This window comes from Engelhardtia mirabilis (assembly GCF_007748095.1).
GTDB lineage: Bacteria > Planctomycetota > UBA1135 > UBA1135.
This window is the reverse complement of sequence record NZ_CP036287.1, coordinates 2,941,843-2,962,919: the sequence shown is the minus strand read 5'-3', so window position 1 is coordinate 2,962,919 and position 21,077 is coordinate 2,941,843. Positions and strand designations below refer to the sequence as shown.

Below are 21,077 nucleotides of genomic sequence, written 5' to 3'. Positions count from 1 at the left end.
ACGTGACCGGATCAGGCGGCGCGCGCCAGGGGCAGCGGCTCGACTTCGACGCTCGAGCCGCAGATTTCCTCCAGCAGAAGACGCCAGGCCTCGCAGCAGCGGCCCTGCTCGAAGGTCTCCAGGAACGCCGCGCGGCCGCGCTCTCCCATCATGCGCCGACGATCGGGCTCGGCGCGCAGGGCCAGGATCGCATCGGCCAGGGCCTGGCCGTCGCCGGGGGTGAAGGTCAGCCCCGCCCGGGCGTCGCGGATGGTGTCGGCCGACTCGCAGCGCTCGGCGCCGACGAACAGCACCGGCCGGGCCGAGGCCAGGATGCCCTGCAGCTTGCCGGGCACCGCCACGCCGGTCTGCTCCGGGCGCAGGGACATGAAGTGCACGTCGGCCGCGCACAGGGAGTGGCTGAGCTGCTCGCGCGGCACGTAGTCCGCGAAGCTCACGTTGGACAGGCCTAGGGCGCGGGCCTGGGCTTCGATCTCCGGCCGGCGCGGTCCGCCGCCGACGAAGGCGAACAGCACCTCGGGGGCCTCGCGGTCCAGGCGCTGCGCGGCATCGAGCAGCTCCTCGAACTGGTGCACCAGCCCGGCGTTGCCCGAGTACATGACGACGAAGCGCTCGCTCCAGCCCTGGGCCTCGCGCAGCGGGTTGTCGGCGTGGTCGATCGGTGTGACCTCGTCCGCGCGGCTCCACACGGGGATCTCGTGGATGCGGTCCGCATCGACGCCCTTGGCGGCCACGCGCGCGCCCTGGTAGGGGCCCAAGACGACGTTGGCCTCGGCGCGGCGCATGGGATGGCCGCAACCCCAATCGAGCAGGCGGCCCAGGGCTGAGCGGGGCGAGACCATGCCCAGCTCGAACTCCGCGTCCGGGTGCAGGTCCATCACGAAGTGGACGTGCTTGGCTCCGGAGGTGATCTGCGCCAGGCGGCCGCAGAGACCGAGCAGCGGCGGGGTGGTCAGGGTCACGACCACGTCGGCCCAGCGGCTGCGCGCGACCTCGAAGGCCGCCAGGGCGTGGAACGAGACGTAGTCGAGGGCGCGGTGCACCAGGGTGCGGCGCTTGCCGAAGCTGGTCGCGCGCAGGCGCCGGATCTCGACGCCCGCGCGCACCTCGCGGGCCGGCGCCTGGGCCTGGCCGCGGTCGTACTTGCCCCGTGAGCAGACCACGCGCACCTCGTGCCCGTGGGCGGCGAGGTGCTCGGCCAGGTCCGTCAGGTGCTGACCCGTGCTCGCGACATCCGGCCAGTAGTACTGGTTGACGAAGAGGATGCGAGCCACGGGAGAAGCCTCAGGCCGCGCTGCCTTCGACCTGGGCCGCGGCGGTCGCGGCTCGGGCCTTGGGGAGGGCTGCGCCGTAGCGCGAGACGATCTCGTCGTAGATCCAGGCGTAGGTCTTGGCCATGCCCTCGCGCAGGCTGGTGTTCGGCTCCCAGCCGAACTCGCGCAGGATCAGCGAGTTGTCACTGTTGCGACCGCGCACGCCCTTGGGCGCGGACAGGTCGTACTTGCGGTCGAGCTGGATGCCGGCGATGTCCTCGACGATGTCGACCAGTTGGTTGATCGAGACCAGCTCGGAGGAGCCCAGGTTGATCGGGTCGGTGAACTTGCCCTCGTGGATCTTGAGGATGCCCTCGACGCAGTCGTCGATATACATGAACGAGCGGGTCTGCTCGCCGTCGCCCCAGATATCCATCTCACCGGTCCCGGCGAGCTGGGCCTCGATGACCTTGCGGCACATGGCCGCCGGGGCCTTCTCGCGCCCGCCGTCGAAGGTTCCGTTGGGGCCGTAGACGTTGTGGAAGCGCGCCACGCGGGTCTCGATCCCGTAGTCCTCGCGGAAGTGGCGGCACATGCGCTCGGAGAAGAGCTTCTCCCAACCGTAGCCATCCTCGGCCAGGGCCGGGTAGGCGTCCGCTTCCTTGAGGGCGGTCACGTCCGCCTCCTGCTGCTTGTCGCCGTTGTAGACGCAGGCGGAGGAGGCGTAGAAGTACCGCTCGCAGCCGCTCTCCTCGGCGGCCATCAGCAGGTGCGTGTTGATCAGCACGCTGATCATGCAGAGCGCCTTGTTGTTCTCGATGAAGCCCATGCCGCCCATGTCGGCGGCCAGGTTGAAGACCTCGTCCACGCCGTCCACCGCCTGGCGGCAAGCGTCGATGTCGCGCAGGTCGAGGACCCGGTTCTCAGCGCCGTCGTGGAACTGGTACCACTGGTCGAAGGGCTTGACGTCGACGCAGCGCACCTTGGAGAAGCCGCGCTCGAGCAGCGTCTTGGCCAGGTGTCCACCAATGAATCCGCCGCCCCCGGCGACGAGGGCAGTGCGCTTGGATGCGGCTTTCATCTTGTTCATTCCCATGGATGGAGGGTCTCGGTCGGGGACTGGGCTCCCCCGCCGGACGGTCCATCGGGCACAGGGCCCCGCGGCCTTAGCGGCCGGGCGCCGGTTCTCGCAGCTGGCACCGGCCCGACCCGGATTCGGGCCGAAGGCCCTTGGAGGCCATTCCGCGGGTAGGGAAGCAACATGCGCGGCGCACGCGCGGAGCTTCAGCGATGGGCGCGGGCGTCCGATCGGCCCTGCGGATCCATGCACGCAACCCCCACCGACGCTCCCGAGACTGCCGCCCCGCGGCGCGTGACCGGCCCCAGCGCCCAGGCCCCCGCGCCGCGCCCCTGCCCCGTCTGCGACGCGGCCACGGGAGCCTCGGAGAGCCCGGCCTACGCCGCGTGCGGAGCCTGCGGCGCCCGCGTCAGCCTGGTGCCCGAGGGCAGCTACGACGCGGACTACTACTACCACGGGCCGGAGTTCGACCGGCGCTGCCGCGCGCGGGCCGCGGTCCAGGTGCGCCACCTGCGCCGACTGCGGCGAGCGATGGGCTCGGCCGCGCCGGACGGGGGCCCATTGCGAGTCCTAGAGCTGGGCTGCGCCAAGGGCTTCTTCGTCGAGGCCGCCCTGGCTGCGGGGTACGACGCGAGAGGCGTGGACCTGGCCGAGGGGGCGGTGGCCGAGGGCCGGAGGCGAGGACTTGAGGGCCACCTGTTCACGGCGGACGCCCGCGGCGAGTTGCCCGCGGGCTGCGGCTCGGAATTCGACCTGGTCGTCGCCTGGGAGCTACTCGAACACATGGACCGACCCGCGTCGTTCCTGGCCACCGCCGCCAAGCACCTGCGCCCGGGGGGCTGGGTCACTGGCTCGACCCCCAACGGCGACAGCTCCTGGCTGCGACTGCTCGGGCGAACGTGGCACGGCTTCGACATCCCGCAGTTCCACCGGGTCTACCTGGGCCCGGAGTCGTTCGCGACCGCGGCCGAGGATGCAGGACTGGCCGAGCCCCTCACGCTCAGCGCCACTGAGCCCGCGGGAGACTTCCTGGTGAAGAACCTGGCCACGGGCCTGGCGCGAAGGTGGTTCGGGAGCGACTCCCGCCCCCTGCGGACAGCCCTGGCCGCGGGACTGGCCCTGCCGGCGTTGTGCGCCGAGCGCCTGGCCGGGCACCTGCCTGCGCTGGCCGGCGACACGCTGCTGTTCGCGGCGCAGCAGCCTTCAGAAGTGCCTCGGTCCCCAATCGCCTCCTAGGGCCGAGGACTGGACGAAGCCCAAGTCAGGGCCGACCCCAGGGACTAATGGGCCTTCCGGAAGCGGCTCTTCCGAGCCCACTCCCATTCTTGACACAAGCTCGTCGAGTTTTCCCGTCGACCAGGCCCGCCATCTTCTGCGCCAACGGAGACATGTAGCTCTTGATCAACGCGTCCAACTGGCCAGGAGTCATGAGAAGGCATACGCGCAGGCGGACCGAGGAGCGAACCGCCGAAGTGTCGATCTAGAGCAGGATTCAGACAGCGCCACATCTCGGGAAAGACATACACTCACCCCTGGCGCGAGCGCTCCAAGTTGGAAGCTCCTTACACTTTCGACCGGCAACAGAAGGACAACCCGATGGTCGCACGTCTTACAACCGTCTTCTTGGCCTCGTCTCTATCAGTCTTGGCTGGCACGAAGTGCGGAATGGCGCTTCAACAGCAACCCAACGCCGACATTCAGACCAAAGGCGTTCAGACCGAGATTGCCGGCGAGAACGAAGTACAGCTGCTGGCGGAGTACAAGGCGGCCCTCTCCAAGCTCGACGGCCGGCTCGCCAAGAAGGTGGCCGACGAGGAGGCGAAGGCACTGCGGCAGCGTCGAGCTGACGATCTGGCGCAGCTCTCTGCAGTCGCAGATCACCTCGACGACTGGGCAACGGCGAATCAAACAAGCCCCCCATTGACCCCGTGGCACCCAGTCGGCGTCAGCGTGACAACCGCCCGGCTCTCAGAGATTCTCCACGACCACAAGTCCAAGGTAGAGAAGGCCCGCGTCAAGTACATCAAGGGGCAGATCCTGCAACTCAGCGAGCAACTCAAGCTCGTGCTGCAGGCTCAGGAAGTGGCGCGAGAAGCTGGTGACACCCAGCTATACCTGGCAACGGGCCAGGAAGCGTCCGTATTCAAGGACCAGATTGATTTCAAGAATCGCCAACTGGAAGGTTTGGAAGGCCAGCTTGTTCTGGTGTTCAATGGATACAGGCCGAGCATCTTCCTGAATGGTGAAGAGATCCTGCAATCTATGGCCGAGGAGGGAGTCTTCGCGTGGCGATCCGACTCTCTGCGGTTCTTCCCGGGCGATCTGCTGACATTCCAGCTCTCGTCGCCGTGGGTATACCGGAGCCTGCGCGCAACGATCGTGCTCGAAGGAGGAGAGAGAATCGACCTCGATCGCAGCCACCTTCGATTCTTGTCTATCGACGACGCCTCGATCGCTTCGGCCAGTCATGTGAGCGATGGTGAGGTGCCGAAGCGCGGCCGAGTCGACGATAAGCAGTCCGGAAATTTGCCTTCGGCATGGATGAGCTTGGGTATGCCGGACGACGCGAGCGAATGGATTGGGTTGCCTGATAGCGACACCTCGTACGCTCTTGGCTGTGTTCTTCCCTGAGAGCGATCGTGCTTGAGATGAATCCGAGGCAGCCGCGACATCCGGGCTACAAGCCCCCTGGATCTGCGGCTGCCTCTAAGGATGCATCACAACGAGAGGCGTCGACGCCCGCCACTAGGGAGCCTCGTAGGACCCAGGACCGAAGTCCGTCGCCCCCACTAGCGGCCGAAGACGGCGGCTGATCTTCGCTAAGCTGCGGCGGCGTGCTCGTCCGGAGCCGCGGCACCATGAAGCAACTGGCGAGCTACTTCGCGCGCGGCCTCTCCACCGTCCTACCAGCCGGGCTGACCCTCTATCTGGTCTGGTGGTTGGGCTCGACGGTCGAGCGGCTGACCAAGGCCCTCCTGCTGCTGGTCCTGCCGGAGGACTGGTATCGACCCGGCATGGGCCTCGTGGCCGGCGCGGCCCTGATCGTCCTGATCGGTGCCCTGACCCACGCCTGGTTGATGCGGGTCATCGGGCAGGCTCTGGAGGGCCTCGTCGAGCGCACCCCGATCGTCAAGTCGGTTTATGGGGCGATTCGGGACGTGCTCTCGATGTTCTCCCGGGCGGAGGGGGACGAGATGCAGGCTGTGGTCGCGGTGGAGTTCGACGGGGCGAAGCTGATCGGGCTGGTCACTCGCGATCCCGCCTCGGACCTCCTGGGCGACGACGGTGGCGCCGACACGATCGCCGTCTACCTGCCAATGGGCTACCAAATCGGTGGCTTCATGGTCGTCGTGCCGCGCTCGCAAGTGATCGCTTTGGACATGTCGGTCGAGGACGGGCTGCGGATCGCGCTGACGGCCGGGGTCAAGAAGCGGGCGCGCACGGATCGCGGCGACTCGGTCCCTTCGAAGCCCTGACGTCCAGGTTCGGGCCAGTTTGACCCTTGAGCCGCCCGCCGGGCTGCCGCAGGTTCGACCATGCCGAGCCTCGACCAACTGCCAATCGACCTCCCCCACTCCCCTGCCCACCGCGAAGGGGGTCGGGTGTGAACGTCGCTGAAGTTCTGGTCGAGGTTCTGGCCGATGCGGGCGTGCAACGCATCTACGGAGTCCCCGGTGACGCGGTCAACGGCGTGCTCGACGCCATCCGGCGTCAGGACCGCCTGGAGTTCGTGCAGGTGCGCCATGAAGAAGCCGGCGCCTTCGCCGCCAGCGCCGAGGCCAAGCTCACCGGTCTCCCCGCGGCCTGCATCGGCACCGCCGGGCCGGGCGCGATCCACCTCTTGAACGGGCTCTACGACGCCCGCGCCGACCACGCGCCGGTGATCGCGATCACGGGCCAGGTCAGTCGCGCGAACCTCGGCACCGATGCCCACCAGGAGATCGACCTGGACGCGCTCTTCCAGGGGGTCGAGGTCTACGGCCAGACGGTGGTGCACCCTGAGCAGATGCCCGACGTGGCGATCCGCGCCTGTCGCGCGGCCCAGGCGCGGCGCGGGGTGGCTCGGATCACGATCCCCGAGGACATCGTCAGCGAGTCCGTCCCCGGCGGCGAGCAGCGCAGCTCGTCGGCCATCGAGGTCGGCGAACAGACGGCCGCGGCCGAGCAGCTCGCGCGCGCGGCCAAGTGCATCGCCGACTCGCAGCGGCCGACGATCATGGTCGAACGCGGGGCGCGCGCTTGCGTCGACGACGTGGTCGCCCTGGCCCAACGCATCGGCACTCCGATCGTGCGCTCCCTGCAGGCCGAGGACGTCCTGCCCGACAGTCACGAGCTCTCCATGGGCGGCCACGGCCTGCTGGGCACCACCGCCTCCGTGCACGCCATGGAGCACTGCGACCTGCTGCTGCTCGCGGGCACCGACTTCCCCTACCGCGAGTTCTATCCCGACGGCGGGCCGGCCGCGATCCAGATCGACCACGACCCCGAACGCCTGGGCCGGCGCTTTCCGATCGACGTCGGACTGCTCGGGCACGTGGGGCCCGCGGTGCGCGGGCTGCTCGAGCGCGTTCCCGAGCGCGGCGAGCGCACCTTCCTCGAGGGCTGTCAGAAGTCCAAGGCCCACTGGGAGAAGCTGCGCGGCATGCTCGAGCACGCCGACCACTCCCCCATCCACCCCCAGCACCTGGCGCGCCGGGTGGGCGAGCTGGCCGATCCCCAGTCGATCTTCGTCTGCGACACCGGCGCAGTCACCGCGTGGGTCGCGCGCCACATGCCGGTCACGCCGCCCCAGCGCTTCACCCTCTCCGGCAACCTGGCCAGCATGGGCTTCGGCCTGCCGGGCGCGATCGGCGCGGCCCTGTCCCATCCGGGGCGTCCGGTCGTGGCCCTGGTCGGCGACGGCGGCCTCTCGATGCTGCCCAGTGACCTGTTGACGGCCGTGCGCCACGAGCTGCCGATCACCCTGATCGTCTTCAACAACGGCAAGCTGGGCCTGATCCAGATGGAGCAGGAGGTCGAGGGCTTCCCGGAGAACGAGACCGCGCTGCAGGCCTTCGACTTCGTGAACTTCGCCCTCTCCTGCGGCGCGAGAGGTCGCCGCGTGGACGACCACGAGTGGCTCGACGAGGCCCTGCGCGAGGCGCTGGTCCAGGACGGACCGTTCCTGCTCGACGTGCGCGTCAACCCCGACGAGATCACCCTGCCCCCGCGCATCCAGGCGTCCCAGGCGTTCGGGTTCGGCCTGGCGAAGCTGAAGGAGTTCTTCGCTCAGTTCGGGAGCTGACGGTCCCCGAGCGGCCACAGGCACTGTCCCACCAGCCCGTCGAAGACCCGCTCCAGACCGGCGTCGTGCTCGTGATCGAGTGCGGCGCCGATCACGTTCGAGCGCGCCCGCGCCGCGCCACTGGTGATCGGCGACAGGTCGTCGCGCAGGCGGAAGCTCGTCACGCGCAGTTGCGGCAGGCGGTCCTGACGCGCGCCCAGACGCGAGGCCAGGCCGCGCGTGACCTGGTCGATGGTGCGCTTGGCGCCGACCTTGAACACCGTGCGACCCAAGCCGCGCTGGATCCCGTCCACGGCGAAGCGGCCGAAGCGGCGCAGGCGGCTGAACATACGACCCGCGCCCTCGATCAGGGCGTGGACGAGATCGAGGCCGATCTCCTCCGTCCCGAGGGCGTCGCCGGCGATCAACTTCTTGGGCAGGGTCTTGCCGATGAAGGCGCCGACGGTGCCGGCCAGGGCCAGGGTCAACAGGGAGACCTGGCCCGAGAGCGACCGCTCGACGAAGGCGCCGAGCAGGGCGCCGAGGGTCGCCCCCACGCCTCCGAGTCGATCACCGAGTGCGGCGCCGGCGCGGTTCTTCGCGGCGCGGAAGCGGTCGAAGGCCAAGAGGACCCGCCGCGCGTAGAGGTGGTAGCGCAGGCGTTGACCGAGCTGGGCGACGATCGGCTCGCCGTCGACGACGCCCACCGGGAACACCGACCGCGCGCTGGCCAGGCTCGTGTCCACGGCGCGGCGCAGTTGCTTGAAGAAGCGCGCCGAGCGCATCAGGCGGCCGCTGAACTCGTGGGCCCGCCGCTCCTCGAGGCGCGAGGCCAGCTCGCCCGGACGATCCACCTCGGGCTTGCCGCGCAGGGCGTCGCGCACGTCGAACCAGCCGTCGCCGGAGAGCTCGCCGCGCAGGTCGCCGACCAGGCCGTCGATCAGGCTGACCCGCCGCAGGAGGCTGCCCACGAGCGGCACGTCCACCAGCCTCGCCGCGGGTCCGAAGCGCGCCCGCTCCGCGGCAATGGCCCGCGCGAGGCGCGAGCCCGTCTCACGCCGGGCCAGGGCGCGCGCCCCGTAGAGGCGGTACTTGCGGTCGTAGCGCCGCTCCAGGTCGGCGATGCCCTCGCGGTCGAAGCGCCGCAGGAGGTCCACGAGCCCCGCCACGTTCGTGCCCAGGCCCAGCATGTAGTAGCGCGCGAGGTCCTCGGGCGGCAGGCCACCGTGGCGCACGAGGACCGAGACCAACTCGGCCACGTCGCGACCCACCAAGCGGCGCAGGTCCTGCTCGAAGATGCCTCGCAGACGCGTGCGATGGGTGCCCTGGGCCGCGCCGGCGTAGACCAGGTCGTAGTCGCCCACCAACAGGTGGCGCTCGTCGGAGCTGAGTCCGGCGAAGGCATCCTCGAGGGTCACGCCGCCGATTTCGGCCAGGGCGGCGCGCAGGCGCGCCGCCCTGGCCAGGCGCGCCTCGCCCCGCACGGTGTGCAGCGCGAGGTCGCGCAGGGGCGTGGGAGCCAGCACCTCGTGCAGCACCCGATCCAGGGGACGACCGCTGTCGCTCAGGAAGCGAGCGCAGACCTCTTCCAGATCCTCGGGGTCGACGCCCTCGAGGCAGGCGACCACGCCCTCGGCGCTGCGTTGCTCGACCGCGCGCTCCAGGAGACCGAGCTCCGCACCGGCCCGGTCGCCCCGCCGCAGTCGCTCCACCGCCGCACGGTCGGCCGGACGCAGCTTGAGATCCAACAGCGTCGCCAGGGGCAGTCCGGGGCCCACCGGCCGCAGGCGCTCGGCGCGGCCCGCGTCGCCCAGGGCCAGGGCCATCCAGCGCGAGGCGCCCTTGACCAGACGCAGCCAGGTCGCGTCGCGGGCCGTGTCGGCGTACTCGGCCGCAAAGCGTTGCTCGAGCCGCGCGATGCCCTCGCAGCCGGCCTCGCGATAGAGGGCCTCGACCTTGCGACCGCGGTCGAAGGGCAGTCCCTTCAACTCGAGCAACAAGAGGGTCGCGCGAGCCCCGTCCCGGTCCCCGTCGAGCAGGCACTCGGCAAAGCGCCGACGCGGACCGCGCTTGGGCAGCACCGCGGCCAGGGCCTGGCGCGCGAGCTGCTCGGGCGTCGCCTGACCCCGATGGTCGGTGTGGAGGTGCCGCGCGAGCTCCGCCAGGGTCAACTGCCGCAGCCGCTCGTCCGTGCCCTCGAGCCCCTCGCGCAGGCGCGCCATGCGCCGCAGGTCCACCCGCCGCGAGAGGGCCTCGAGCAGCTCGAGAGAACGCCCGTAGGCATCCAGGGCCAGCTCGTGACCATCGTTGCGACCCTCCTCGAAAGCCCGCCGGGCCACCGCGCGCAGGGCTGGCGTGTTGATCGGATGTCGCCGCAGCTGCGAGTCGAGCTGCGCGTCGAGTCGGTGGCCCCGATCCTCGCCCTCGGGGTCGAGGTCACACAGCCCCCGCTGGCGGCCCAGCTCGACGAGGGCCGCGTACTCACAGTCCTCGAGCCCGGCCCGCGCCCGTTCGCCGCGGCGCGTTTGGACCCCCTCGTGGATCAGCTCCCCCGCCACCAGGGCCAGGCCCTCGTAGCGCGCGAGCAGATCGTCCAGGGTCGCGCGCAGGGCTCGCCGCAGGCTGAGCTCCGCGTCACTGCCCATCGGCACGTCGGCGAGTCGCTCCCCGAAACGCACCAGGGCCCGCGGTAGGAAGTGCAGCCGCGCCTCCTCCTGGGTCTGCTTGGCGAGCACGTAGACGTGCTGCAAGAGGATCGGCGACTCGCGCAGGAGCGGCAGGAACGGCTCGACCTCCCGCGCCGCCTCCGCATCCACGCTCCTCAACATGCGCGCGCGCGCCGCGTCCTCGAGCAGCGGATCGCAGCGCAGAGCCCCGCGCCGCTCTCCCCACCGATCCACCACCGCGTGCAGCTCGTCCAGCCGCGGATCGCCGCACAGCGGCACCGGCAAACACTCCACCGCACGCCGCCAGTCGGCGGTCGCCGTGGGCGTGAAGTCCGTGCCACCGGCGGCGGCGACGTCGAGCCAGTCGAAGGTCAAGGGGAGGGCAGCCAGCGGATGCGAGGGGCGGGCGAGATTCTAGGGCGATGCCAGGCCAGGAGTACATCGACGATGGTTGCTCGCTCGGCTGGTATCGTCCAGCCACGAGAGAGGAGACGCGAGCCTTGCCTGAAGCGAACCTGCCCCCTCCGGAGAATCTGGACCGCACTTGTTTGGTGCTGATTCCGTCCGGCAAGCACTCATTCATCCAGAACGACGCCGTCATCGATCTCGACGAGTTGGTCGAGGTCGTCGTCAAGCCCGCCGTCGAGCGTGCCACGCGTCGGGACTCCGCGGGATTGGATATCTACCGCCCGGCCCACGTCTCGCTTCGGTCCCGCGACCAGAAGATCGAGATGATCGACTTCTGGCCGGCCGTGCTCGAGGCTCCAATCGCCGTCGTGGATCTCCACTGGACACCTCGGCTGTTGCTGGACAAGGCCATCGAGGACCGTCAGGCGCGAGGGCTGTCGACGGTCGTCCTGCGTCCCCACTCGGTAGAAGTCCCTGCGCGCCGCCCGATGACTCGAAATGTCGCGTACGACCTGGGAAGTACCGACTCCATGGAGAGGTCGTCCGACGCTCTGGCCCGCACCATGCGCGACGTTCTGGCCAAGGCGCGTCGGAACGGAGATGCCGAACCGCATCGATCCGAGACTCCGACGCCGACGATGACTGAGTCGCCTCGCTCCGAGTCGCCGTCGCCCAAGGAGGCGGCCGAGCTCCTCGAGATCGCTCGCCAGGCCAAGGCCAACGGTCGCTGGATCGACGCCGTCACCTCGCTCCGCCAGGCGGTCGAGATCGACGAATCCTCGGCTCCTGCCTGGCGAGAGCTGGGCATCGCGCTCAACAAGCTCGACGGCCGCAAGGACCCCCGCGCGGGCGAGCGGGAGCTGCGCCGGGCGATCAAGATCGACGCGCAGGACTTCGATGCGCTCGCGAGCCTGGGGGGACTCCTGTACAGGGCCGGTGAGGAGGAGCAGGCCTTCGACTGCTATCTCACTGCGGCGATCGGTTCCAAGGGAGACCCGTACCCCGTGTTGATGGCGGTGAAGCTCCAGGCACGAGCGAGCGGCAAGCTCGAGCTCGAGGTTCTTTCAGACCTGCTGGACGAGGCGGAGGAACACCGTTCGGAGCAAGCCTTCGCAGACCCCCCCGAAGACACCCCCTGGTGTTTCTTCGACCTCGCCGAGATCGCACTCTACCGCGGTCGCCCCGACGAAGCGCTCCAGATGGCCAGGAAGGGGCTCACCCTCTCCACCGCCGACTGGATGCCGGCGACCTTCGCACGCGCCCTGCGCACTTTGCCGCCTGGACTTGGCATCGAAGGGCTGAATGAGGTCCTCAATCTGGCTGAGCGACGGGCTGTGGACCTGGGCGCGGAAGTCTCGGACTCAGGCGCGATCACGCCCAGCGCCGCAGACGAGAGGGCACCGGAACTCGTCCAGGTCTTGGCATCGCGCCTACCAGCTTGGTTCCGGGCCAACGCGACGCCCGAAGAGGCATGTCTGCACGCAAGGGAGTACGCACAGGCCTTGGCGCGGTTCTTCGCCGGGGCGCAGGATGAGCTGTGCTTCGGACTGCTGGGTCACTGGGGACGTGGCAAGACCTTCCTGATGGACTTGGTTTGCAAGCGCTTGGAGCGAGAGAACTGGGCCACGGTTCAGTTCAGCGCCTGGAAGTACCCCTCGACGCCAGGACTTTGGGTGAATCTGTATGAGACCGTTCGCGGACGGGCGGTCGACGGTTCGACGGCGCGCAGCTTGGGCTTGGCTCTTCGAACAGCCCTGATCAAGAACGGCACTGCGCCGCTCGTATGGTCTCTCCTACTCGTGCTGCTGGTTCTGGTGCCGCTCCAGGACGGAGGGTCAGCAGCCCTCGACGTGCTGGCGGGCGCTGGGGGCTTGCTTGCTGGTCTCAACCTGCTGGCCGCCATGACCAGCCGGGCGGGCCTCCTTCGCAAGCGGTTTCTAGCGGTGGCCCGACACGAAGCGCATCTCGGCCTTCAGGCGGTACTCGGGAACGACTTGGAAGCACTCATCCGCGCCTGGACACCGACCGCCCGCGATGGCCCGGACGATCAGAACGAGACCACAGCGGCCTTCGCTGCCTGGCGCGGCGCGCTTCTCGTCTCAGTGGCGACTGTGGTCGGCGCAGTCGTCACCTGCGCCGTGACCACAAGAGTCCTTGGAGCGGACCCTTGGACCGGGCGTATCGCGGTCTTGGCGCTCGGCACTGGAGCGTGCGTCGCTTGGCTCATCGCCTATTGGTTCTGGATCGCCGCCGCCCACGGCGGTCCTCATCCTGACCGCGTCATCCTCGTCGTCGACGACCTCGACCGCTGCGAACCCAAGGCGATGCTCGAGATTGCAGAGTCCCTTAAGTTGTTCCTCGAGCAACCGAGGCTAAAGGGGCGCCTCTTCGTCGTGATGCTCGTGGACGAGGTCGCGTTCGGTCGCGCGATCCTCGCCAAGTACGAGACCCTGCGTGCGTCGAACGAGCAGGCGAAGAGCACCGCATTCGAGGGTCTCGACGACCTGGACGTGCTGCAAGAGAACCTCGAGAAGATCTTCGTGGCTTACCTGCGCTTGGGCCCCATCTCGCCCGACGAGCTGGACGAGGTCGCCGCCGGCATTCTCGGCCCAGAGGAGGTGGAGGAGCCCGTGGCGAGGCCAACCGAATCTGCGGAGTCGACCCCGTCCGAGGGCGGGTCCGACCAAGATGCAGATGACGTCGACGACTTCGAGGCCGCTACCGGCAACGTGGACGAAGAGTCTCGGGCGACGCCTCCCGCGATGCTAGAGCTCCGCGGGTCCGACGGCTCCGGTTACCCGCCGCTCCAGGAGCACGTCGTTGAGCCACCGGAACCGGCCGCGCCTCTCGAGCCGAGTGCAGTCTTCACCGCTGAGGAACGCCGGGCCATTCGCTCCGCGGCGCGCGGACTCGGACACGAGGAGGGTCCGAGTCGCTCCGGTCCACGGTCGGTGCGGTGCTTCGTGGCCCGCTATCAGCTCGCGAGGGAGATCCTGCGTTCACTAGGGAAAGACCGATCGCCCGATCTCCTGGCCAAGGCAGTGCTCGGTCGGCGGGCCCTGGAGGGCGTCGACGACTCGATCCTGATTGCCATCGCGGAGCAAGTCGGCGCGGTCTACGAACGACCCGTTTCGTCGGTCGCCAAGTAGGGTCCCGGCCGCGGTCAGGCCCGCGCCTCAACCGCGCTTCGGCTCGGCCGGTACGCCGCCCGATGCCGGCAGCGCCGCCGCAACGCTCTTCGCGGCCTGGGCCACGGAGACGCGTTCGATCAGGTGGTCGCCGAGCACGAGCAGGTCCATCTTCGTCCGCAGGAAGCAATCGAGGGCCTCGCGCGGGTGGCAGACCACGGGCTCGTTCTCGTTGAACGAGGTGTTGACCAGCATGGGCACGCCGGTGCGCTCTTCGAAGGCGCGGATCAGGCGCCAGTAGCGGGGGTTGGTGGCGCGCTCGACGGTCTGCAGGCGGCCGGTGCCGTCGGCGTGGGTGACGGCGGGGACCTTGTCGCGCTTCTCCTCGCGGATCGGGAAGACCTGACCCATGAAGGGCACGTCGCCGGTCTGGTCGAACCAGGCGGACATGTGCTCGCGCAGGACGGACGGCGCGAAGGGCCGGAAGGACTCGCGGCGCTTGATCTTGAGGTTGAGGATGTCCTTGAGGTCGCTGCGGCGCGGGTCGCCCAGGATCGAGCGGTTGCCGAGGGCCCGCGGGCCCCACTCCATGCGGCCCTGGAACCAGCCCACGACCTTGCCTTCGGCGATCGCCTCGGCGACGCGCTCGCACAGGGCGCCCTCGTCGGACTCGACCACGGCTTCGCAGCCCTCGGAGTCGATGCGGCCCTCGGCGGCGGCGACGACTGCGCCGATCTCCTCGGCGTCGAACTGCGGCCCGAAGTAGGCGTGGTCCATGGTGAACAGACGCCGGCGGCCGAGCACGCCGCACCAGACCTCGGCGGCGGCGCCGATCGAGCCCCCGGCGTCGCCGGCGGCGGCCTGGACGTAGACCTCCTCGAAGGGCGTCTGGGTCGTGATGCGGCCATTGGCCAGGCTGTTCATGCCGCAGCCGCCGGCCACGCACAGGGACGTCTCGCCGGTCTGGGCATGGAGGGCGCACAGCATGTGGAAGAACGCCTCCTCGTACATGGCCTGGATCGAGGCGGCCAGGTCGTAGTGGCGCTGCTCGAGTGCTTCGTCGACGAAGCGCGCCGGACCGAGGAGCTCCTCGAGCTTGGGCGAGAAGGCGCGGCCCAGGCGCGGCTCGCCGCCGTCCCAGGTCATCGGCACGCCGCCCTTGTGGTGCACGAAGTAGTCGAGGTTCAGCTCGAAGCCGCCGTCGTGGCGCAGCTTCACGACCCTGCGCAGGGCGTCGAGGTACACGGGCTCGCCGTAGGCGGCCATGCCCATGACCTTGTACTCGTCGCCGTAGTTGGGGAAGCCCAGGTGCTGGGTCAGGGCCAGGTAGTACAGGCCCAGGCTGTGCGGGAAGCGCACGCGGCCGAGCTCGACCATGTCGGTGCCGTGGCCGTGGGCCCACATGGCGCTCGAGAAGTCGCCAAAGCCGTCGACCGAGACGACCGCGGCGCTCTGGAAGGGCGAGACCAGGTAGGCGCTGGCCAGGTGCGCGCGGTGGTGTTCGACGTGGTGGACACGGGCGCGGAAGTCGTCGCCGCAGGCGCCCAGGCCGCGGATCAGCTCCGCGCGCAGGTCGCGCACCCGGCTGGCGTTGGCCAGGCGCGAGCGCAGCAGGCGGAAGCTCGGCCGACGACGCAGGGCGTAGCCGAGCTTGTAGAGCAGGTTCGCGCGGGGGTCGCGGTTGATGGCCACGTGATCCACGTCGGCCAGGGTCAGGCCCGCCGACTCGAGGCAGTAGCGCACCGCCTGGGACGGGAAGCCGGCCCAGTGCTTCACGCGCCGGAAGCGCTCCTCCTCGGCCGCGGCCACGAGTTGTCCATCGACGATGAGTGCGGCGGCGGAGTCGCCGTGCCAGGCGTTGAGGCCCAGGATCACTGTGCGTCCGTGCATGGATTCGAACGGGGGTCGGTCAGCTCGTGCGGAGGGGAAAGGGGGTCGGGCCCGGGCGCTCATCGGCGCCAGGTCCCGGAACGGATGAGCGCCGGACGGACGCCGCGGGCGCGGATCCCATGCAGGGGAAGGCTCGCCGGCCTCACCGCTGGCCGCGGGCGGGCTGCGAGCGCTGCCAGTCGCGAGAAACCGGCCGCTGGGCGCTAAGGCCGGTCGTCGGGTGAGCCGATGCCCTCGGAGCGGCTGCCCCCTCGTGGCACCGTCCAAGGTCAGCGCGATGATCGAACGAGTCACCTATCCCCCCCTGCGCCCCAGCGGCGAGCGACAGACCAAGCGCGTCGAGCGCCCGTCGATCGAGCCGCGGCCGGCCCTGCCCCAGGAGTCCCTGCCGGGGACCTCCGTGGCGGCCCTGATGGCCAATGCGACCGCGCCCGACGCTCCGAGCTGGGAACTGCCCGGCAACTTCTACGCCCGTCGCGGCAAGCGCCTGTTCGACCTCGCCGTCCTGGTCTTGACCGCGCCCTTGGCGTTGGCGCTCGCCGTTCCGATCGCGCTGGTCAACCTCTGCCTCTTCCGCCGGCCGAGCGAGATCCTGTTCGCCCAGACGCGGGTGGGTCACCGGGGCTGTGAGTTCCGCATCTACAAGTTCCGCACGATGCGCGAGAGCCGCTCGGGGAGCTACCACTCGTGGCACTCCGGCGATGACCGGCTGCGCGTGACGCGCTTCGGCAAGCTGCTGCGGAACTCGCACCTGGACGAGCTGCCCCAGCTCATCAACGTGCTGCTCGGCGACATGAGCCTGATCGGTCCGCGGCCGGAGATGGTCGAGATCGAGACCTGGGCCGAGGAGGCCGTTCCGGGCTTCGCCCAGCGCTTGGTCGCCAAGCCCGGCATCACCGGCTACGCCCAGGTCCAACAGGGCTACACCGGGCGTTGCGTCGAGGCCTACTGCGAGAAGCTCGAGCTTTCGGCCGAGTACGTGCGGCGGCTGAGCCTGGGCCTCGACCTGTGGATCGTCTGGCGCACCGCCGTGACGATGCTCAAGCTCGACGGCTGGCGTTGGCACGAGAAGATGACCGGCACGGCGGCCGAGCGCGAGGCCGCCCGTCGGCCCACGCCGAACTCGGTCTGGAACTGACCGGCGCCGGTTTCGGCGCCAGCCAGGTGCGGTCCGATGGTCCCGGCGCCGTCGATCCGAGCGCCGCAAGGGACCGACGCCGCTCAGAACGTCAGCGAGATCGTCAGAGCGCCGTAGGGCGCGGGCTCGGTCTCGCTCTGCCCCAGACTCGAGCCGTCGTTCCCGAGGAAGGTCAGCTCGCGCCAGACCGTGTAGCCCGCGCCGAACTCCACACGGGTGCGCGCGGTCGGTTGCCAGGCGAGGCTCGCGCCCAGGTCGATCTGCTCGTCGCGGAAGGCGCCGTCGTCGAGCACGCCACCGGAGTTCAGCCGGAACTGGCGGATCTCGTACTCCGCGCTGAGCGTCAGGGTCGCCGTGTCGGTGAGGCGTTGCTCCAGGCGCACCTCGGGCCCCTCCGCCACCAGCCGGGTCCCCTCGGCGACGCGCCAGTCGATGCCGATGAAGGGCAGCAGGTAGGCGTCGTCCTCGAGGCGCGAGGCCGCCGCGAGGCCGAAGGAGAGCTCGAAGTCGTCGTCGGCGCGATAGGCCAGGCCGGTCGAGCCACCCACGGTCAACCCGTCGAAGGGATCGACGTTGTCCTCGCCCGCCAAGGTCAACTCGACCCCGTTGAACAGGTCCAAGCGCTTGCTGAGCGGCGAGTAGAGCGTCGTGCCCAGGCGCGTGGAGTAGAGGTCGTTGAAGGGGTCCGGCGCACCGGGCACCAGGCCCAGGGTCCCGCCGAAGTCGTAGAAGGAGGCCTCGCTCTCGAGGCCCACGGCAAGGAGCAGGCCGGACTCGGTGCGGCGACCGACGACCACGTCCCAACCGGCGCGCTGGGTCGCGACGGTGCCGGCCGTGTCGGAGAAGTCGGCGTCGGGCTGCAGCCACAGGCGCCCCTGCAAGGCCGCGGTGACCCCGTCGGAGGCCGACGCGGAGTCGGGCTGCGGCCCGATCATCTCCCAGGTCGAACCCGGGCCCTGACCCAGGTCGGGCGTGATCGAGAGGCTGGCCAACTCGTGAGTGGCGACCCGCGGAACGGGTCGCACGATCGACTGAGCGGAGGCACTCCCGGCCGCGAGGACCAGGAACGCGCCCGCGGCGGCGGTGCGTCGGAACATCGGAAGTCGCGAGACCTGGGTCCCGCCCTTTGGTTCGAGTCACGGTGCCCGCTCGACAGGCGGCGCGATCGGAATGCGCCGCCCCCCTGATGTCGTGCTGACCCCCACACCGCCGCGCCGATCCCCCCCACGGAGACCCCACTTGGCCGTGCACTCAAAACTACCCCCGTCTGGCGAGCGCCGCGGGCCAGTGGATTCCTCGGCTCGCGACTCGGCGTGTCGCGGGGCGGAAGAACCTTCCGTACCGGGCAGATCCTTCCCTGGGCGGCAGGAAGGTCCTTCCCCCAGCGGCGCGCGGCGTGAAAGTTCATTCACACCGCTCCCAGGTCGCGCCACCGGATCGACCCGTGCCCCGCGCCCTGTCAGACTGGGCACCCACGTGACCGACCTGCTCCTCTTCCACAGCGACGCCCAGGCGCAGCACCGCGCCACCACCGAGCACCCCGAGCGGCCGGAGCGCGCGGCGGCGGTCGTCGATGCCCTGCGCGCCAGCAGCCTTGCCGCGCGCCTGGTGGAGCGCACCCCGGCCCCCGCCGAGCGACCCTGGATCGAGGCGGTGCACGCGGTGGACTACGTGGCCCAGGTCGAGGCGGCCTCGCGGGCCGGCGGGCGCATGCTCGATCCCGACACCTTCACCACCTCCGCATCCTTCCGCGCCGCCCTGGCCACCAGCGGCGCCGCTGTCGAGGGCACGCGCGCGGTGATGTCGGGCGAGGCGAAGGCGGCCTTCGTGGCGTCCCGCCCGCCGGGGCACCATGCGGAGCACGACCGGGCCATGGGCTTCTGCCTGTTCGACCACGTCGCCGTCGCCGCCCGTTGGGCCCAGCAGCACGCCGGAGTGGAGCGCGTCGCGATCGTCGACTTCGACGTCCACCACGGCAACGGCACCCAGCACCTGTTCGAGCGCGACCCGTCGGTCTTCTACGCCAGCCTGCACCAGTTCCCGCTCTATCCGGGGACCGGTCGGGCGCAGGAGCGGGGTGTGGCCGAGGGCGAGGGCGCGACGCTCAACTGCCCCCTGCCCGCCGGCAGCGACGGCACCGCTTGGCTGGCCGCGCTCGAGGACCACGTCCTGCCTGCCCTGGATCGGTTCCGGCCGCAGCTCCTGTTGATCTCGGCCGGCTTCGACGCCCACCGCGACGATCCCCTGGCGCAGACGGCTCTGGTCGACGACGACTTCGCCGCGCTCACCGCCGGGCTGGTCGAGCTCGCCAACGGCGCCTGCGGCGGGCGCGTCGTGTCGGTGCTCGAAGGCGGCTACGACCTCACCGCCCTGGCGGCCAGCGCCACGGCCCATGTGGCCGAGCTGCTAGGCTGCGCGTCCGCCTCCGGCGATCGATCCGAGCGGTCTTGATCGCGACTGAAACGACCCTATCCGAGCCCAAGCCCACGCACACCGTGCCGCTCCGTAGGTGGCACGCCGACCCCGCACCCGACTACGACCAACGATCATGCTCCGCCGACCCGTCCTGATGCTCGCGGCCATCGCCGCCCCGCTGCTCCTGCCCATCGTCCAGAACTCCGGCACCCTCCAGCAGGAGCGGGGTACGCAAGAGCACAGCGAGGAGCACGAGGAAGAGGGGCCCCTTGAACAGGCCATGTCGCGCCTCAAGGGTGGTACCCGCGCGCTGCGCGCGATGATGGCCCGCCAGGACGCCGCCGGCTGCCTCTCGATCGTCAGCGACATGCAAGCGGCCGTGATCCAGGCCAAGGGCGAGATCCCGGAGACCGCCGAAGCCAAGTCCGAGGAAGAGCGTCCGGCATTCGTCACCGACTACCGGCGCACGATGCTGACGCTGCTCACGAACCTGATCGACCTCGAGCGTTCCTTCCTGGACGGCGACTTCGAAGCGGCCCAGGCCATCTACGACGAGCGAGTGCGGCCCATGGAGCGCGAGGGCCACGACAAGTTCAAGGGCGGTGGTGGCGAGCGCGGTGAGCGCAGCCCGCGCGGTGAACGAGGCGAAGGCGGACGGTAGCAGCCGCGGGGCCGAGTCCGCGGTCGAGGCGGCGAACCTCGCCGCTGCGAGTCCATATGGACCCAGCCACTCGATTCGCGCTCGAGCCGAACTGAAGTGGGCGCCGCCCGGCGATCGATCGCCGGGCGGCGCCCGCTCCATGTTCAGCGCTCCGATGGCAGTCGGGCCCGCTCTACTCAGCTCGCGCTCAAGAATGCCAGGATCTGCTCGGTCACCTCTTCCGGGGTCTGGCCGCTGGTGTCGACCTTGAGCTCGCAGCGCTCGTAGGCGGGGCGACGGCGCTCGAGCAGCTGCTCCAGCTCGTCGAAGGCGCGCGGCCGACCGGCCATGGGCCGCAGGTCGCCCTGGGCGGCGACGCGGTCGTAGTGCTCGCGGGGGTCGGCGGCCAGCCAGACGGTTCGGCTGGTCTCGAGCAGGCGCGAGAAGACCTGCTCGTCGTCGGCGATCGAGCCTCCGGCGGCGAGGACCAGACGCTCGCCTTGGGCCAGGACCGCCTCCAGGGCGTCCCGCAGGTAGCGCTGGAAGCTCTCGGCCCCGTGCAGGTCGAAGAGTTGCCCCAGGGGCAGTCCCGCGGAGCGTTCGACGCTCTCGTCGAGTTCGACGAAGGGCACCTCGAGCGCCAGGGCCAACTGCCGCCCCACGGTGGTCTTGCCGGCGCCGCGCAACCCCACCAGGGCGACCCGCTCCGCCAAGCGCTCGCGCAAGGGGATGTCCACCAGTCCGGCCAGGGAAGTACCCAAGGCCTTGGCCAGGCGCAGGAGCACCAGGACCGAGGGATTGGCGCGCCCGGCCTCGGCATCGGTCAGGTAGCGCCGCGAGAGGTCGGCGCGGTCGGCCAGCTCCGCGACCGAGTAGCCCTCGGCTTGACGGGCGGCGCGCAGCCGTCGACCGAGCTCTCGAAGAAAGGGGTGATGCTTCACGAGTTGGGCGGTATCATGCCCACCTGCTGACGCAACGGGAACTATATTTCCCATTCAATCCCCTGCGACGTCGATCGATACCTACCGATCGATCGACGCCGAACGACCAGGATCGCTCGGGGCGGCGGAGACTGCTCAGCTCAACCCACACGCCGCCCGCCCGGGCCCGGACGCAGCGGCACCGTCCCGAACCCCCGACCCAACCACGACCCGTGACGACGACCAGCGCGACGACGGAGGCCGCCCCCGGGGCGACG

At 70.0% G+C, this 21,077-nt stretch carries 15 protein-coding genes; 8 read left to right on the top strand and 7 right to left on the bottom strand.

Going from position 1 to position 21,077, the window contains the following annotated elements; all coding sequences use genetic code 11:
* Positions 1 to 11: 11 nt before the first annotated feature.
* Together Pla133_RS10805 and Pla133_RS10800 are read right to left on the bottom strand one after the other, a co-directional pair.
* Entirely contained in the window at positions 12 to 1,274 is a 1,263-nt protein-coding gene (locus Pla133_RS10805; protein ID WP_145065041.1) for a glycosyltransferase family 4 protein, read from the bottom strand.
* A gap of 10 nt (positions 1,275 to 1,284) precedes the next feature.
* Positions 1,285 to 2,334, bottom strand: a complete 1,050-nt coding sequence (locus Pla133_RS10800) for an NAD-dependent epimerase/dehydratase family protein (protein ID WP_145065039.1) — start codon at positions 2,332 to 2,334, stop codon at positions 1,285 to 1,287.
* 243 nt (positions 2,335 to 2,577) lie between these two features.
* Here Pla133_RS10800 and Pla133_RS10795 point away from each other — a divergent pair, with 243 nt between their 5' ends.
* From Pla133_RS10795 to Pla133_RS10780, 4 genes are all read left to right on the top strand, one after another.
* Entirely contained in the window at positions 2,578 to 3,567 is a 990-nt protein-coding gene (locus tag Pla133_RS10795) for a class I SAM-dependent methyltransferase (RefSeq protein WP_145065037.1), read from the top strand.
* Positions 3,568 to 3,996: 429 nt separating this feature from the next.
* Positions 3,997 to 4,962, top strand: coding sequence for a hypothetical protein (locus tag Pla133_RS10790; RefSeq protein ID WP_145065035.1), 966 nt, complete (start codon positions 3,997 to 3,999; stop codon positions 4,960 to 4,962).
* Between the two features lie 227 nt (positions 4,963 to 5,189).
* Positions 5,190 to 5,807 carry a DUF502 domain-containing protein gene (locus tag Pla133_RS10785; RefSeq protein ID WP_145065033.1) on the top strand — a complete coding sequence of 206 codons (618 nt, stop codon included), beginning with the start codon at positions 5,190 to 5,192 and terminating at the stop codon, positions 5,805 to 5,807.
* Between the two features lie 128 nt (positions 5,808 to 5,935).
* The gene (locus tag Pla133_RS10780; RefSeq protein WP_419192357.1) at positions 5,936 to 7,615 is read left to right on the top strand and encodes a thiamine pyrophosphate-dependent enzyme; all 1,680 of its coding nucleotides are present in this window, start codon (positions 5,936 to 5,938) and stop codon (positions 7,613 to 7,615) included.
* On the opposite strand, the gene Pla133_RS10775 is transcribed toward Pla133_RS10780, so the two are convergent.
* Both Pla133_RS10775 and Pla133_RS26170 read right to left on the bottom strand, forming a co-directional pair.
* A complete protein-coding gene (locus Pla133_RS10775; RefSeq protein WP_145065029.1) occupies positions 7,600 to 10,635 on the bottom strand; it encodes a hypothetical protein in 3,036 nt (1,011 codons plus the stop codon). The two genes, Pla133_RS10780 and Pla133_RS10775, sit on opposite strands and share 16 nt — an antisense overlap.
* 200 nt (positions 10,636 to 10,835) lie before the next feature.
* Positions 10,836 to 11,048 carry a hypothetical protein gene (locus Pla133_RS26170; protein WP_419192356.1) on the bottom strand — a complete coding sequence of 71 codons (213 nt, stop codon included), beginning with the start codon at positions 11,046 to 11,048 and terminating at the stop codon, positions 10,836 to 10,838.
* Between the two features lie 258 nt (positions 11,049 to 11,306).
* On the opposite strand from Pla133_RS26170, the gene Pla133_RS10770 reads away from it, so the two are divergent.
* Positions 11,307 to 13,817, top strand: coding sequence for a P-loop NTPase fold protein (locus tag Pla133_RS10770; protein ID WP_419192355.1), 2,511 nt, complete (start codon positions 11,307 to 11,309; stop codon positions 13,815 to 13,817).
* A gap of 27 nt (positions 13,818 to 13,844) precedes the next feature.
* On the opposite strand, the gene Pla133_RS10765 is transcribed toward Pla133_RS10770, so the two are convergent.
* Entirely contained in the window at positions 13,845 to 15,686 is a 1,842-nt protein-coding gene (locus Pla133_RS10765) for a carbamoyltransferase family protein (RefSeq protein WP_145065025.1), read from the bottom strand.
* A 277-nt stretch (positions 15,687 to 15,963) separates the two neighbouring features.
* Here Pla133_RS10765 and Pla133_RS10760 point away from each other — a divergent pair, with 277 nt between their 5' ends.
* On the top strand, positions 15,964 to 16,824 hold the full coding sequence (locus Pla133_RS10760; protein WP_145065023.1) for a sugar transferase: 861 nt from the start codon (positions 15,964 to 15,966) through the stop codon (positions 16,822 to 16,824).
* Positions 16,825 to 16,907: 83 nt separating this feature from the next.
* Here the strand turns inward: Pla133_RS10760 and Pla133_RS10755 are convergent, their stop codons facing one another.
* Positions 16,908 to 17,921: a DUF6268 family outer membrane beta-barrel protein gene (locus Pla133_RS10755; protein WP_145065021.1), complete on the bottom strand. Its 1,014-nt coding sequence runs from the start codon at positions 17,919 to 17,921 to the stop codon at positions 16,908 to 16,910.
* A 379-nt stretch (positions 17,922 to 18,300) separates the two neighbouring features.
* Here Pla133_RS10755 and Pla133_RS10750 point away from each other — a divergent pair, with 379 nt between their 5' ends.
* Positions 18,301 to 19,275, top strand: coding sequence for a histone deacetylase family protein (locus tag Pla133_RS10750; RefSeq protein ID WP_145065019.1), 975 nt, complete (start codon positions 18,301 to 18,303; stop codon positions 19,273 to 19,275).
* Between the two features lie 97 nt (positions 19,276 to 19,372).
* Positions 19,373 to 19,900 carry a cytochrome b562 gene (locus Pla133_RS10745; protein ID WP_145065017.1) on the top strand — a complete coding sequence of 176 codons (528 nt, stop codon included), beginning with the start codon at positions 19,373 to 19,375 and terminating at the stop codon, positions 19,898 to 19,900.
* A 176-nt stretch (positions 19,901 to 20,076) separates the two neighbouring features.
* On the opposite strand, the gene Pla133_RS10740 is transcribed toward Pla133_RS10745, so the two are convergent.
* Positions 20,077 to 20,820, bottom strand: coding sequence for a shikimate kinase (locus Pla133_RS10740; protein ID WP_419192354.1), 744 nt, complete (start codon positions 20,818 to 20,820; stop codon positions 20,077 to 20,079).
* Positions 20,821 to 21,077 lie beyond the last annotated feature (257 nt).